This window comes from Pseudomonas sp. FW305-3-2-15-C-LB1 (genome assembly GCF_058787615.1).
In genome coordinates this window covers 116,513-130,491 of record NZ_JBYSZX010000014.1, presented here as the reverse complement: position 1 = coordinate 130,491, position 13,979 = coordinate 116,513, and the positions used below count along the sequence as shown (strand labels likewise).

The window sequence follows — 13,979 nt, the reverse complement described above, 5'->3', positions numbered from 1 at the left end:
TTCCGGTTGCCAGTGGGTGAGCGATGTGCTTCGACATGGAGCTGAGACTTTGGAGGGCGAAAGGGGCGAGGTTGAGATGCCCGCTTTACTCATACTCGGGCAGTGTAAAAAACATATGGCATTCACTCGCACCAAATGCAAAATTTTAACACTAATCGCACCGATGTTGATGTGGGCGCAGCCTCCCCAAACAGTTCTTGATGACCATTTAACGCCGTGGATTTAGTCCGTAGGTGTTTGATGAGTGAAGATACCTTACCCATTGTGAGCCTTATCATAACTGTTCCAAGCACCGGCTCAACTAGGTCGTCACGTTGATCCAGCTGATTTTTCTGAAACCGCTGAGATCTTACATGCGAGCGTTAGTTTTGGCTGCAGCTTCAGCGGTGAACACGCCCGTGAGCTCTGCAAGATGTGGATGCTAGGGGGCATCCGCCGAGGCTTTGACGAGAGACTACATAGAAAAATTTTTAAGAGCGGCCTATGGTCAATACTATTCGACAAGGCGATCATCGATCACTTGTTTACCACAACCGAAATCGTTGACGGGTATCCGCTTTACATCGATATGGAAGAAAAATATATAACTGGGGCTGAAAAGAGTGGACTGCACTTCGAGGTGGACAGCGTCCTCAGGCATTGCCTGTTCAACGGCCTCGACATTGATTCAATCGAACGCTATTCGCCCCTTTCAGCATCAGCATCGAGAAATACAGCCCTCGGTATTTGACCGTTCGTAAAGGTTGCACCCTACAGATGAGGCATGGCGTGCTGAGTAACGCACGCCATACCGGTCATCACATCGCCCTTACACCCGGAACGACTCCACCAGCTGCGACAGTCCGGAAAACTGTTGCTGTAACTGTTTGCAGGCTTCCAATGTTGTATTCAGGCAGTTCACGGATTGTTCGTTAAGTGCGTTGATTTCAACGATATCGACGTTGAGCAACTCGATCACCGAGGTCTGCTCCTCTGTCGCTGCGGCCACCGACTGGTTGACGCCGTCGATGTGGGTAATGCCATGGGTGACAGCATCAAAACGTTCCCCTGCTTGCGTCGCAATCACGATACTTTGCGCACTGAATTGTTGACTCTCATCCATGGTGGTCACGGATGTGCGGGAGTCCGACTGAAGTTCTTCGATCATTTGTTGAATTTCCTCGGCGGACGATTGGGTCCTGTGGGCCAAGCTCCTGACTTCGTCGGCGACCACGGCGAAACCGCGACCGGCTTCACCTGCACGTGCTGCCTCGATGGCCGCATTCAACGCCAGCAGGTTGGTCTGCTGGGAAATGCTCTTGATGACGTCGAGAATCCTGCCGATGTCGACCGTTTTGCCGTTCAACACCTCTATTCGGCCGGAGGAGAGCCGGATTTTTTCAGACAACTCTTTGATCGCCGCCAATGTCCTGGCCAGTACCACCTGGCCCTCCACCGCTTGAGACTTTGCCGTCGAAGCCTGCACCGAGGCGGATGAGGCGTTCCTTGCGATTTCCTGCGCCGTGGCTCCCAGCTCATTGAGTGACGTCGCAATGCTGGTACTGCGCTGGTTTTGTTCATCGCAGCTGGCCAGCGAGACAATCGAACTGCTGTGCACCTCTTCGACCACCTGATTGATATGCCGAGTGGTCGTAGCGACTTCGAGCATCGAGCGATGCACGCGCTCGACAAACTTGTTAAAGGCTTGCGCGACGGTTCCGAATTCATCGCGGTTTTGTGCGGACAACCGCACCGTCAGGTCGCCGTCCCCCTCGGCGATGGCTTGCATGGCCTTGCCCAGTGTCCGCAAGGGTTTCATCAGCACGTGCATGAGGCCACCGAGCAACCCAATGATGATCGCGACGGTGATAAGCGTGGCAAAGACGGCGGATCGGCGCAGTTCGCTCAGTGCTGCGTAGGCCTTTTCATGGTCGATGGAGATCCCGACATACCACTGCACACCCGACAAGCCTCGAACGGGCGTGAAGCCGATGATTTTTTCATGACCGTTCTGCAGGCTGATATTGAGGGCGCGGTCGAGCTGGGGAGGGCGATCGGCATACACCTCTGCAAGATTCTTCATCAGCTCCTGTCGGTTCGGGCTTACCAGTATCTTGCCCTGGGCACTGACCAGGAAGGCATAGCCGAGCCCATTGAGATCCAGGCTATCAATCATTTTCGCCAAGGCATCCAGACTCAGGTCACCGCTGGCAACGCCGACCAGACGGCCATTGCTGTTCAGCGGCGTATTGATGGAAAGCACCAGTTGCTGGGTGGATTGGCTGACGTAGGGCTCGCTCAGGTTCAGCGTGTTACTGGTCGCGGTCTCTTTGTACCAGGGCCGCGTGCGCGGGTCGTAGTTTTCGGGTAGGGCCGTCACGGGTTCCATGACCACGGTGCCGTCCGCCAGTCCGATAAAGTTTTGCAGAAACTCGCCCGCCAAAGCGGGTTGAGATATCAGTGCCTTGATGTGTCCCGGGGCGGGATCCAGGCCGATGTTCTGACTCAGGTTCTGAATCATCAGGACGCGCCCCTCGAACCAACTGCGCACGTGGTTAGCGGTGCTCTGTCCTGTTTCGGTCAGGCGCGCCTGAATCGCACTCAAGATGTAGTTCTCTTGGAGCTGCACGCTGTAAATCGAAAATGAAGCGAACGCCAAGCTCACAACCGAGACGGCGGCAAGCAGTATTTTATGGCTGAATTTCATCGGCAATGCTCATCTGCAGATAGAGGTCGCACACAGCTTCGCCGGCATCACCTTATCGGTGTTGCCTTGCTGGGTACGAGGAGTAGAAGTGGGGTCGTCAGTTAGTGTTCAATCAGCCCGCGTACGTGCCGGGCAATGGCCAGGCAGGACGTCAGCCCAGGTGATTCGATGCCGAACAAGTTGATCAGGCCTGGGACGTTATGCTCGCGCTGGCTGCTGATGAGGAAATCGCTGGCGGGCTCGCCGGGCGCTGATATTTTAGGGCGGATGCCGCTGTATCCGGGTTGCAGGCTGCCCTCCGGCAACTCTGGCCAATAGTTGCGAATAGCCGCATAAAACCCGCATGCGCGATCTGGGTCGACCTGATAGTCCTCAGCGTCGATCCATTGCGTGTCCGGGCCAAAGCGGGCCTGTCCGCCCAGGTCTACGGTCATGTGCACGCCAAGACCATCGGTGTCCGGTGCGGGGTAGATGAGGTGCGAGAACGGCACTCGTTTTGCCAGGCTGAAGTAACTGCCTTTGCACAGATAGTCCTGCGGCACGGTGTCGGGCGACAGTCCTTCTATTCGCCGGGCCAACGCTGGGGCATGGAGGCCTGCCGCGTTGATAAGCCGTCGGCACGACAGTGCCGTGGGTGTCTCCCCGCCAACGCTTAGCAGAAAGCCGTCGGCTGTTACGCAGGCGCTGAGCAACGGGGCGTGGAAGGCGATGCTGGTGCCGGCGGCTTCGGCATCACCCTGCAGTGCCAGCATCAACGCATGTGAGTCGACGATGCCGGTGGAGGGTGAATACAAAGCCGCGATGCACTGCAGCGCGGGTTCCAGCGCGAGCGCCTGAGCGCGATCCAGCAGGCGTAGATCGTCTACGCCGTTCCCGAGCCCTCGCTGCAACAACCATTGCAACTGGCTCACTTGTGCTTCGGTGGTGGCGACGATCAACTTTCCGGTTCGGCGCGTATTGACGCCGTGGGACGCACAATACGCATACAGCGCGTTTCGCCCTTCGACGCACAGACGCGCCTTGAGGCTTCCCGGCGGGTAGTAAATACCCGCATGGATGACTTCTGAGTTACGCGAGCTCGTGCCGATACCGATTGCTTCTCCCGCTTCGATCACCAGCACTTCGTTACCTGCCTGGGCCATCTCGCGGGCTATCGCCAGCCCTATCACACCCGCACCCACTACCACGCAATCGATATCGACACTCACGTCACGACTCCTTTGGTTGCTTAGATGCCGCCCAGGCACATGTATTTGATTTCCAGGTAATCATCGATGCCGTATTTGGAGCCTTCACGGCCTAACCCGGACGCCTTCATGCCGCCAAAAGGCGCCGTTTCGGTGGAGATAATCCCGGTGTTGATCCCAATGATGCCGTACTCGAGGGCTTCGGCTACGCGGAAAACGCGAGACAGGTCGCGCGCGAAGAAGTACGCCGCCAAGCCGAACTCGGTGTCATTCGCTTGGGCGATGACGTCGGCTTCGCTGGAGAAGCGAAACAACGGCGCCAAGGGACCGAAGGTTTCTTCGCGGGCCACCAGGGCGGTCTTGGGCACGTCGACCAAAATGGTCGGTTCGAAGAAGTTGCCACCCAGCGCGTGAGGATTGCCGCCCTGGATGACGCGCGCGCCTTGGCTAACGGCATCGGCAATGTGCTCCTGCACCTTCAGCACCGCTTTTTCATCGATCAGCGGACCGGTGGTGATGCCGTCGTCCAGCCCATTGCCCAAGCGCAGCTTCGACACCGCGTTCTGCAATTTATCGGCGAACGCATCGTAGACGCTCTCGTGGATGTACAGCCGGTTGGCGCAGACGCAGGTTTGGCCGGCATTGCGATACTTCGACAACAGCGCACCCTCGACAGCGGCGTCCAAGTCCGCATCCTCAAACACAATGAACGGTGAGTTGCCGCCCAGTTCAAGCGAGACTTTCTTGATGTCTTGAGCGCATTCGGCCATCAGTTGACGACCAATTTCCGTTGAGCCGGTGAACGACAATTTGCGAATGATTGGGTTGCTGGTTAGTTCAGCGCCAATCTGTGCGGCTGACCCGGTCACGACACTGAGCACGCCTTCAGGTATTCCAGCGCGGGTGGCTAACTCGGCCAACGCCAAGGCAGAAAACGGTGTTTGGCTGGCAGGCTTGATCACCATGGTGCAGCCGGCAGCCAGTGCCGGGCCAACCTTGCGTGTGATCATGGCGCAAGGGAAGTTCCACGGGGTGATGGCGGCAGTCACGCCAATGGGTTGCTTGATGACCAGCAGGCGCTTGTCGGGCTGGTGGCCCGGAATGATGTCGCCGTACACGCGCTTGCCTTCCTCGGCAAACCATTCGATGAACGACGCGGCGTAGGCGATTTCACCTTTGGCTTCTGCCAGGGGTTTGCCCTGTTCGAGCGTCATCAGGCGGGCCAGATCGTCTTGGTTGGCCATGATCAAATCGAACCAGCGGCGCAGAACAGTGGCCCGGTCCTTGGCGGTACGGGCGCGCCATGCAGGCAGCGCCTGTTCCGCGGCTTCAATGGCGCGACGGGTCTCGGAGGCGCCCATTTTGGGGACCTGGCCGAGTATTTCGCCTGTCGCGGGATTGTTCACGTCCACGCGCTGTTCATTGTCCGCATCGGTCCAGACGCCGGCTATATAGGCTTGTTGGCGGAACAGGCTGCTATCACGCAATTTCATAGAAAAAACTCCGGTTGAACGTTTAGCAAAATGGAGAGGAATGACCCGCTCAGACGTGCTGACCACCGTTGACCTGGATCTCTGCGCCATTGATGTACGAGGCACCTGAGGTACACAGGAAATGAATGAGGGACGCCACTTCTTCCGGCTTGCCAAGGCGATGCATTGGAATGTTGCGTTCAACGATGTCCTGGGTGCCGGGGGAGAGAATCGACGTGTCGATTTCCCCAGGGGCGATAGCGTTCACCCGAATGCCGTGCTGCCCATAGTCGTAAGCCATTTCTCGGGTCAACGCGGACAAGGCTGCTTTCGACGTCGCGTAAGCCACCCCGGCGAACGGGTGAACTCTTGAGCCTGCAATCGAGGTGACGTTGATGATGGTGCCCTGCGCTGCTTTCAGCTCTGCGAATAAACCCCGGGCGAGCAGGGCAGTGGAAAACAGGTTGACGTTGAAGACCTGCAGCCAGGTGGCGTAGTCAGTTTCCAATACACCGAGTCGGCCGCCTTGCGGTCCTTTAGGGCTCATTCCGGCGTTATCGACCAGTGCGTGCAATTTGCCGTCACCGAGTTTCTCTTTGATCAGGTCGATGCTGGCTTCAATGCTGCCAATGTCCTCGAGATCCAGATGGATGTGGTTCTCCTGACCGTCCGCCCAGGGACAGTCTGTCGCCCAGCTCTGGCGCGAGGCGGTGAAAACTCGCCAGCCCGCAGCATTGAAATGTTTGACCGTTGCATGCCCGATGCCTCTGCTGGCACCTGTCAGCAGCAGGGTTTTTTTCTCACTCATGGGACGTCCTCAATCGGTACGGTTTGTTGATGTTTGATGCATCATGTTTAAAAGAATCTGTACTGTCAACTGGTTCTTCTTACCTTCGCACGGCGCGCCTAAGCGGTGCGTACACACCTTTCATTGCACTGCGCGAGTGCCAGGCTCCTTGGGTGTTAAGGCAGCGTTCAGGTGTTTTTCGCACTTAACGCTTGTGGTCAAGCTGGCACACTTTATGCTCACCTTATGAAATATAAAACATGATGCATCACGAATGAAGGTGTGCTTAAAATGAAGCCGTGTAACCCAGAACGACATTTTCAAAACAATAATAAGCAGGTGCAGCCATGAGCATTGCCCCCCCTTATGTACGCTTCAGAGGCGTGCAGAAGAGCTATGACGGCGAACAGTTGGTGGTCAAAAAGCTTGACCTTGACATCCAGCGGGGTGAGTTCCTTACCTTGCTCGGGCCTTCGGGCTCTGGAAAAACCACCAGCCTGATGATGCTGGCAGGCTTCGAAACGCCCACCGAAGGCGAAATCCTTCTCGACGGCAACCCGTTACATACGGTGGCGCCGCATCAGCGTGGGATCGGCATGGTGTTTCAAAACTACGCACTGTTTCCCCACATGACGGTGGCAGGCAACCTCGCATTCCCTCTTAAAGTCAGGCGAATGAGTGCGGTCGATATCGACGTGAAGGTCAAGCGAGCATTGGACATGGTCCAGCTCGGTCACCTCGCGCAACGCTACCCGGCGCAGTTATCCGGTGGTCAGCAGCAACGCATCGCACTGGCGCGTGCGCTGGTGTTCGAGCCCAGCCTGGTGTTGATGGATGAGCCCTTGGGGGCGCTGGATAAACAGCTGCGTGAACAGATGCAGTTGGAAATCCGACGCTTGCATCGCCAGTTGGGCTTGACCGTGGTGTTCGTCACCCATGATCAGGCGGAAGCCTTGACACTCTCTGACCGTGTCGCGGTTTTCAATGATGGTGTGATTCAGCAAATCGACACGCCCAAAGCGCTCTATGAGCACCCCAGTAATTCTTTCGTGGCCCACTTCATCGGTGAAAACAACGCGCTGCCGGGGACGGTTGTTTCGGTTTCCGGGGCGGAGTGTCGCGTGCGCCTGGCGGATGGTTCCGAGGTCGGCGCCCGCGCCACGACGGTTCTGTCTGCCGGTGATTCCACATCATTGTCGATCCGTCCTGAACGGGTGGGGCTGAATAAGCCGTCCGCCAATAGCCTGCCGGGACGCATTGAGGAGCTGATTTATCTGGGCGATCACGTTCGGGTACGGCTCAACGTTGTCGGGCATCAGGCGTTTACCGCAAAAGTTCCTATCGCTGAAATGCACGATGACTGGCTGACCGGTCATACGGTGCCTGTCGGCTGGTTCAGTCACGACGCCAGCGCGCTCGATCCATTGGCCCATCACTAAAAAAAGCGTTGCCCAAAACACTGCTGAGGAGCGTTCCCATGTTCAAGAAAATTGCGGTATTGGCGTTGATGGCTGGCGTAGCAAGCCAGGTGCAGGCTCAACAGCTCACGGTTGTGTCGTTCGGAGGGCTTAATAAGCAAGCCCAGGAGAAAGCGTTTTACCAACCGTTTTCCAAGGCGAACAACGTCAACATTGAGGCGGGTGAGTTCAACGGCGAGATGGCCAAGATCAAAGCCATGGTGGAGACCGGTCAGGTCGGCTGGGATGTGGTCGAGGTTGAAAGTCCGGAGTTGGTGCGCGGGTGCAGCGAGGGGCTGTTCGAACCCTTGGACTGGGCAAAGCTGGGCGACAAGAAACAGCTGGTCGATTCGGCGGTGAGTGAGTGTGGGGCGGGCATTTTCATCTGGTCCACGGTGTTGGCTTACGATTCCAAAAAACTCGCCAAAGCCCCCACCGGTTGGGCGGATTTTTGGGATGTGAAGACCTATCCGGGCAAACGTGCGCTGCGCAAAAGCGCGAAGTTCACCCTTGAAATTGCCTTGTTGGCCGATGGTGTTTCCCAGGGCCAGCTCTACACCGTGCTGGCCACGCCTGAGGGCGTCGACCGGGCCTTTAAAAAACTCGATGAAATCAAGTCGAGTATCCAGTGGTGGGAAGCTGGCGCTCAACCGATGCAGTGGCTGGTTTCCGGAGACGTGGTCATGACCTCCGCCTATAACGGGCGCGTCACCGCAGCGCAGAAAGAAGGGCACCCGTTTTCGATCGTCTGGAATGGCAGCCTTTACGATCTCGATAGCTGGGCGATCGTCAAGGGTTCGAAGAACAAGGCGTTGGCCGAGCAGTTCATCGCGTTCGCCAACCGTCCGGAGAACCAGAAAGTCTTCGCCGAAACCATTCCCTATGGACCGACCAACACGTTGGCCATTGCGCAGATCGACGCCAAGGTGCGCCCCGATTTGCCAACCGCTCCCGCTAACCTCAAAGGCGCACGCGGGGTGGATACCGAGTTCTGGATCGAACACGGTGAAGAGCTGGAGCAACGCTTCAACGCCTGGGCGGCGAATTAATCAGCCACCACCGGCTTCATCTGTTTGAAGCCGGTTCAGCCTTATACTTGGAGACCAGCATGTCAGAAGTCAGCCTGACGGCTATCGATCATTCAACCGATAAAGGCGCCTCTCTCAAGCAGCGATTGCTGCATGCCGAGCGTGCCTATCGCAAACGATCCGTTCTGCTGATCGCGCCGCTGTTGATATTTCTACTGATCAGCTTCGTGTTCCCGATCGGCAACATTCTGTGGAAGAGCCTCGACAACCCGGAAGTCAAACGCGCATTACCCACGACGCTGCAAGCGTTGCAGAACTGGGATGGCGAAAGCCGGCCGGATGAAAAAGTCTTTTCGTCGTTGGTGATGGACCTTAAAACCGCCAAGGCCGAGGGGCAGATCCCAGGCTTGATCAAGCGACTGGGTTATGAAGACGGTCGTTATCGCACGCTCCTCAATATGGCCTTGCGCAAATTGCCGGATAACGACGCCGAATCGATCAGTCGGGCGCTGATCGCTCAATCGACGCTCTGGGCAGAGCCGAGTACCTGGCGCAGTATCCAGCGCGCAGGGCGCCCCCTCACGGCGTATTACGTGCTGGCTGCGTTCGATCACCAGGTGGATGCCCAGAGCGGCGATATTGTCGAGCTGCCCAAGGGGCAGGCGCTGTATCTCTCCGTGTTGATGCGCACACTGTGGATGGCCAGTGTGGTCACGCTGCTGTGCGTACTGTTCGGCTACCCGGTGGCCTACTGGCTGGCCAAGCAACCGAGCAGTCGCGCCAACCTTTTGCTGATCATGGTGTTGTTGCCGTTCTGGACGTCTTTGCTGGTGCGTACGGCCGGCTGGATCGTATTGCTGCAGAACGGCGGGTTGATCAACAGTTCACTGATCGGGCTCGGACTGATCGAGCAGCCCTTACAGCTGGTGTTCAACCGGGTGGGGGTCTACATCTCCATGACCCACATACTGCTGCCCTTCGTCATCCTGCCGCTCTATGCGGTCATGAAAGGCATCTCCCCCAACTACGTCCGCGCAGCGGTTTCACTCGGTGCGCATCCGTTTCGCGCGTTCTGGTCGGTCTACGTGCCGCAGACCTTCGCAGGAGTGACGGCAGGCGCGCTGTTGGTCTTCATCATGGCCATTGGGTACTACATCACCCCCGCATTGTTGGGTGGGCCGAGTGATCAGATGCTCAGTTATTTCGTCGCGTTCTACACCAACACCACCATCAATTGGGGGATGGCCGCGGCACTGGGCAGCCAACTGCTGATCATCGTGCTGCTGCTGTATTGGGTGTATGCGCGCATTACCCGTCCAGCCAACCCCGCCCAGCGTGCATGAGGTGTTCGATGAATCATCATTCCACAATGATTGAGCGCCTCTGGTCGCCGATCTTCAGTGTGTTCAGCTTCAGTTTGTTGGTCTTTCTGGTGGTGCCGATCCTGGTGATCGTGCCGCTGTCTTTCAACGAAGGATCGTTTCTCAGTTACCCGCTGAGCGGTTTCTCATTGCGCTGGTATCAAGAGTTTCTCGGTTCCCAGGAGTGGATGCGAGCGTTGCGCAACAGCTTGATCATCGCGCCGGCCGCCACGTTGCTGGCCACCGCGCTCGGCACCCTGGCCGCCGTGGGGCTCGCCCGCGGCGAGTTCCGCGGCAAGGGGCTGGTGATGGCCGTATTGATTTCACCGATGATCGCGCCCGTGGTGATTATTGCGGTAGCGCTCTACTTTTTTTTCGCCCAGTTGAATCTGCTCAACAGCTACCTAGGCCTGGTGCTGGCTCACGCTGCGCTAGGGGTGCCTTTCGTAGTGATCACCGTGGCGGCGACGTTACAGGGCTATGACCGCAACTTTTCTCGTGCAGCCGCCAGTTTGGGAGCGCCGCCGTTGCTGGCGTTTCGCAAGGTCATGCTGCCGCTGATTGCACCCGGCGTTATCAGTGGGGCGTTGTTCGCGTTTGCCACCTCCTTCGATGAGGTGGTGGTGACGCTGTTTTTGGCCAGCCCCGCACAACGCACGTTGCCGATGCAAATGTTTGGAGGCATTCGCGAGAACCTTAATCCCACCATCGCTGCGGCGGCGACCTTGATGGTAGGTGCGTCAGCCGTGCTGTTACTGCTGATGGAGTGGTTGCGTCGGCGCAACGAAAAACTTCGCGGCTGCAGTACCGTTTGACACGTTATCCCGACCCACCCTGGCTGTGCTTACTGAGGTAATTGATGAAGGTCCTAGTCTCTGTAAAGCGAGTGATCGACTATAACGTCAAGGTTCGCGTCAAAGCGGACAACTCTGGCGTCGACCTCGCAAACGTAAAAATGTCGATGAACCCTTTCTGCGAAATCGCTGTGGAAGAAGCTGTACGCCTGAAAGAGAAAGGCGTGGCGACTGAAATCGTCGTGGTTTCCATCGGCCCTACCACTGCTCAAGAGCAGCTGCGTACCGCCCTGGCACTGGGCGCCGACCGCGCTATCCTGGTTGAGTCCGTTGAAGAGCTGACCTCCCTGGCCGTCGCCAAGCTGCTCAAGGCTGTTGTCGACAAGGAACAGCCTCAGCTGGTGATCCTCGGCAAACAGGCCATCGACAGCGACAACAACCAGACTGGCCAGATGCTGGCTGCCCTGGCCGGTTACGGCCAAGGCACCTTCGCTTCCAAAGTCGAAGTGAGCGGCGACAGCGTCGCTGTGACCCGTGAAATCGACGGCGGCGCGCAGACCGTTTCCCTGAAACTGCCGGCCATCGTCACCACCGACCTGCGTTTGAACGAGCCGCGCTACGCGTCCCTGCCAAACATCATGAAAGCCAAGAAGAAGCCGCTTGAGTCGTTCACTCCTGAAGCTTTGGGCGTTTCCACCGCCTCCACCAACAAGACTGTCAAGGTTGAAGCACCGGCTGCTCGCAGCGCGGGCATCAAGGTCAAGTCGGTTGCAGAACTGGTCGAGAAACTGAAAAACGAAGCGAAGGTAATCTAACCATGACTATCTTGGTAATCGCAGAACACGATAACAAGGCGCTGGCTCCGGCCACCCTGAACACCGTGGCCGCTGCCGCTAAAATCGGTGGCGACATTCACGTGCTGGTAGCAGGCCAGGGCGCTGGCGCCGTGGCTGAAGCCGCAGCGAAAATCGCAGGCGTGAGCAAAGTCCTGAACGCTGACAATGCGGCCTACGCGCATCAGCTGCCGGAAAACGTGGCCCCGCTGGTTGCAGAGCTGGGCGCTGGCTACAGCCACATCCTGGCTGCCGCTACCTCCAACGGCAAAAACATCCTGCCACGCGTTGCTGCGCAGTTGGACGTTGACCAGATCTCCGAGATCATCTCGGTTGAAAGCGCTGATACCTTCAAGCGCCCGATCTACGCCGGTAACGCCATTGCCACCGTGCAATCGACCGCTGCCATCAAAGTGATCACCGTGCGTGCCACCGGTTTCGACCCGGTTGCTGCAGAAGGGGGTTCGGCTGCCGTCGAAGCCGTTGCTGCTGCCCACGACGCAGGCACTTCCAGCTTTGTTGGCGAAGAGCTGGCCAAGTCGGACCGTCCTGAGCTGACCGCTGCCAAGATCGTCGTTTCCGGCGGCCGTGGCATGCAGAACGGTGACAACTTCAAACACCTGTACGCCCTGGCCGACAAGCTGGGCGCTGCGGTCGGCGCTTCCCGCGCGGCCGTCGACGCAGGTTTCGTACCCAACGACATGCAGGTCGGCCAGACCGGCAAGATCGTTGCGCCACAGCTGTACATCGCCGTCGGTATCTCCGGCGCGATCCAGCACTTGGCCGGTATGAAAGACTCCAAGGTGATCGTTGCGATCAACAAGGACGAAGAAGCACCGATCTTCCAGGTGGCCGATTACGGCCTGGTGGCGGACTTGTTTGACGCGGTGCCGGCGTTTCTGGCTGAGCTGAACTGAAGACGCGGTCGCTGAAGCAAAAAAAAGGCCTGGTTCACACCAGGCCTTTTTTATGCTGCTCACTTAGCCATTGACCCATTTGCTGGTGTCGTCCAATGCCATGCCGAACCGGTCCACGATTGACCGCACCTCATCTTCATTGATGATCAGCGGAGGGCAGAAAGCGATGGCGTCGCCCATGTTGCGTGTGATCATGCCATGCGCCTGTGCACGACCCGCCAGATAGCGGCCGAGTATGCCTGGCGCGTCCAGGGGAGCCTTGGTGGCGCGGTCAGCGACCAGTTCGACGGCTGCGATAAGGCCCGCCCCCCTGATCTCACCGACCAATGGATGATCGCCGAAACGTTGCAACTCTCTGCGCAGGAGTTCACCCATCTGAGCGGCATGCGTCACGAGGTTTTCTTCATCAATGATTTTCAGGTTTTCCAGTGCGACGGCTGCCGCCACGGGATGTCCGCCGCCGGTGAAGCCATGTCCCAGTGCGCCGAAGGACTTGGTCTGGTCAGCGATGCCTTGATAGACCCGCTCATTGAGCAGAATGGCCGATATTGGCTGGTAGGACGACGACAGTTGTTTGGACAGAATCATGATGTCCGGCTCAATGCCGAAGGTCTGGCTACCGAACATTGTGCCGGTACGGCCGAAACCACAGATCACCTCGTCGGCGACAATCAGAATGTCGTGTTTGCGGCACACACGTTGGATTTTCTCCCAGTACGTGCGCGGCGGCACAATCACGCCACCGGCCCCCATCAAAGGTTCTCCGACGAACGCTGCGATGGTTTCCGGCCCCTCCTTCAGGATCAACGCTTCGAGCTCGGCGGCAAGTCGATCAGCAAATTGCTCCTCGGTCTCATTTGGCAGCGCATAGCGGTAGTGGTGCGGGCAGCCAACGTGCAGGAAACCTGGTAGCGGGACGTCGAAGCCGCGCTGGTTGGCCGGCAGGCCCGTGAGGCTGGCACTGGCAAGCGTAATGCCGTGGTAGCCGCCGATTCGGCTGATGAATTTTTTGCGCGACGGTTTGCCCTGTGCGTTATTGAGATACCAGACCAACTTGATCACGGTGTCGTTGGCTTCGGAGCCGGAGTTGGTGAAGAACACCTTGCTCATGGGCACCGGCGCCATGTTGATCAGCTTCTCCGCCAGCTCGATGCTGGGGGCGTGGGCCTTATGACCAAACAGGTGGTAGAAGGGCAGGGTAGACATCTGCTTTTCAGCTGCCGCCACCAGCCGCTTGTTGCTGAAGCCCAGCGCCGCACTCCAGAGCCCGGCCATGGCTTCAATGTAACGCTTGCCGTTCTCGTCGATGACGAACACCCCGTCCCCTCGATCAATCACCAATGGCCCCTGTTCCTCGTGAGCCCTGGCGTTGGTGTAAGGGTGCAGTTGATGGCGCATGTCTTTGTCGGCTAGAGAGGAACGTGTCGTGCTCATGATGATCTCGCTGTTTTATGGGA

Annotated in this window: 11 protein-coding genes and 1 pseudogene; 6 read left to right on the top strand and 6 right to left on the bottom strand. The window is 57.8% G+C overall.

Annotated features, from left to right (window positions below; all coding sequences use genetic code 11):
* Positions 1–808: 808 nt before the first annotated feature.
* The 5 genes and pseudogenes from AC3WP7_RS23650 to AC3WP7_RS23630 form a co-directional block, all read right to left on the bottom strand.
* Complete coding sequence (locus tag AC3WP7_RS23650; RefSeq protein ID WP_371917389.1) at positions 809–1,648, bottom strand: methyl-accepting chemotaxis protein; 840 nt, start codon at positions 1,646–1,648, stop codon at positions 809–811.
* Between the two features lie 18 nt (positions 1,649–1,666).
* Positions 1,667–2,686: pseudogene (locus tag AC3WP7_RS23645) on the bottom strand (HAMP domain-containing protein); the annotation flags it as partial.
* A 101-nt stretch (positions 2,687–2,787) separates the two neighbouring features.
* Complete coding sequence (locus AC3WP7_RS23640; RefSeq protein WP_102592060.1) at positions 2,788–3,894, bottom strand: NAD(P)/FAD-dependent oxidoreductase; 1,107 nt, start codon at positions 3,892–3,894, stop codon at positions 2,788–2,790.
* Positions 3,895–3,914: 20 nt separating this feature from the next.
* The gene (gene gabD, locus AC3WP7_RS23635) at positions 3,915–5,366 is read right to left on the bottom strand and encodes an NADP-dependent succinate-semialdehyde dehydrogenase (RefSeq protein WP_102592061.1); all 1,452 of its coding nucleotides are present in this window, start codon (positions 5,364–5,366) and stop codon (positions 3,915–3,917) included.
* 49 nt (positions 5,367–5,415) lie between these two features.
* Positions 5,416–6,153 (bottom strand): SDR family NAD(P)-dependent oxidoreductase, encoded by a 738-nt coding sequence (locus tag AC3WP7_RS23630; RefSeq protein ID WP_102592062.1) that lies wholly within the window; start codon positions 6,151–6,153, stop codon positions 5,416–5,418.
* Between the two features lie 326 nt (positions 6,154–6,479).
* Here AC3WP7_RS23630 and AC3WP7_RS23625 point away from each other — a divergent pair, with 326 nt between their 5' ends.
* The 6 genes from AC3WP7_RS23625 to AC3WP7_RS23600 are packed head-to-tail and all read left to right on the top strand — an operon-like array spanning position 6,480 to position 12,522.
* Positions 6,480–7,571, top strand: a complete 1,092-nt coding sequence (locus tag AC3WP7_RS23625) for an ABC transporter ATP-binding protein (RefSeq protein WP_102592063.1) — start codon at positions 6,480–6,482, stop codon at positions 7,569–7,571.
* Between the two features lie 38 nt (positions 7,572–7,609).
* Positions 7,610–8,638 carry an ABC transporter substrate-binding protein gene (locus tag AC3WP7_RS23620; RefSeq protein ID WP_102592064.1) on the top strand — a complete coding sequence of 343 codons (1,029 nt, stop codon included), beginning with the start codon at positions 7,610–7,612 and terminating at the stop codon, positions 8,636–8,638.
* A gap of 59 nt (positions 8,639–8,697) precedes the next feature.
* Positions 8,698–9,960, top strand: a complete 1,263-nt coding sequence (locus AC3WP7_RS23615; RefSeq protein ID WP_102592065.1) for an ABC transporter permease — start codon at positions 8,698–8,700, stop codon at positions 9,958–9,960.
* A 26-nt stretch (positions 9,961–9,986) separates the two neighbouring features.
* Positions 9,987–10,793, top strand: coding sequence for an ABC transporter permease (locus tag AC3WP7_RS23610; protein ID WP_256579924.1), 807 nt, complete (start codon positions 9,987–9,989; stop codon positions 10,791–10,793).
* Positions 10,794–10,837: 44 nt separating this feature from the next.
* Positions 10,838–11,587, top strand: coding sequence for an electron transfer flavoprotein subunit beta/FixA family protein (locus AC3WP7_RS23605; RefSeq protein ID WP_102592067.1), 750 nt, complete (start codon positions 10,838–10,840; stop codon positions 11,585–11,587).
* Between the two features lie 2 nt (positions 11,588–11,589).
* The gene (locus tag AC3WP7_RS23600) at positions 11,590–12,522 is read left to right on the top strand and encodes an electron transfer flavoprotein subunit alpha/FixB family protein (RefSeq protein WP_102592068.1); all 933 of its coding nucleotides are present in this window, start codon (positions 11,590–11,592) and stop codon (positions 12,520–12,522) included.
* Between the two features lie 63 nt (positions 12,523–12,585).
* On the opposite strand, the gene AC3WP7_RS23595 is transcribed toward AC3WP7_RS23600, so the two are convergent.
* Positions 12,586–13,956 carry an aspartate aminotransferase family protein gene (locus tag AC3WP7_RS23595; RefSeq protein WP_102592069.1) on the bottom strand — a complete coding sequence of 457 codons (1,371 nt, stop codon included), beginning with the start codon at positions 13,954–13,956 and terminating at the stop codon, positions 12,586–12,588.
* Between the last annotated feature and the right edge of the window lie 23 nt (positions 13,957–13,979).

Excerpts from the sequence above, each read along its gene's own strand:
- AC3WP7_RS23625 (WP_102592063.1), top strand. The coding sequence starts at position 6,480 with ATGAGCATTGCCCCCCCTTATGTACGCTTCAGAGGCGTGCAGAAGAGC.
- gabD (WP_102592061.1), bottom strand. The coding sequence starts at position 5,366 with ATGAAATTGCGTGATAGCAGCCTGTTCCGCCAACAAGCCTATATAGCC.
- AC3WP7_RS23620 (WP_102592064.1), top strand. The coding sequence starts at position 7,610 with ATGTTCAAGAAAATTGCGGTATTGGCGTTGATGGCTGGCGTAGCAAGC.
- AC3WP7_RS23630 (WP_102592062.1), bottom strand. The coding sequence starts at position 6,153 with ATGAGTGAGAAAAAAACCCTGCTGCTGACAGGTGCCAGCAGAGGCATC.
- AC3WP7_RS23595 (WP_102592069.1), bottom strand. The coding sequence starts at position 13,956 with ATGAGCACGACACGTTCCTCTCTAGCCGACAAAGACATGCGCCATCAA.
- AC3WP7_RS23615 (WP_102592065.1), top strand. The coding sequence starts at position 8,698 with ATGTCAGAAGTCAGCCTGACGGCTATCGATCATTCAACCGATAAAGGC.
- AC3WP7_RS23600 (WP_102592068.1), top strand. The coding sequence starts at position 11,590 with ATGACTATCTTGGTAATCGCAGAACACGATAACAAGGCGCTGGCTCCG.
- AC3WP7_RS23650 (WP_371917389.1), bottom strand. The coding sequence starts at position 1,648 with ATGCTCGAAGTCGCTACGACCACTCGGCATATCAATCAGGTGGTCGAA.
- AC3WP7_RS23610 (WP_256579924.1), top strand. The coding sequence starts at position 9,987 with ATGATTGAGCGCCTCTGGTCGCCGATCTTCAGTGTGTTCAGCTTCAGT.
- AC3WP7_RS23605 (WP_102592067.1), top strand. The coding sequence starts at position 10,838 with ATGAAGGTCCTAGTCTCTGTAAAGCGAGTGATCGACTATAACGTCAAG.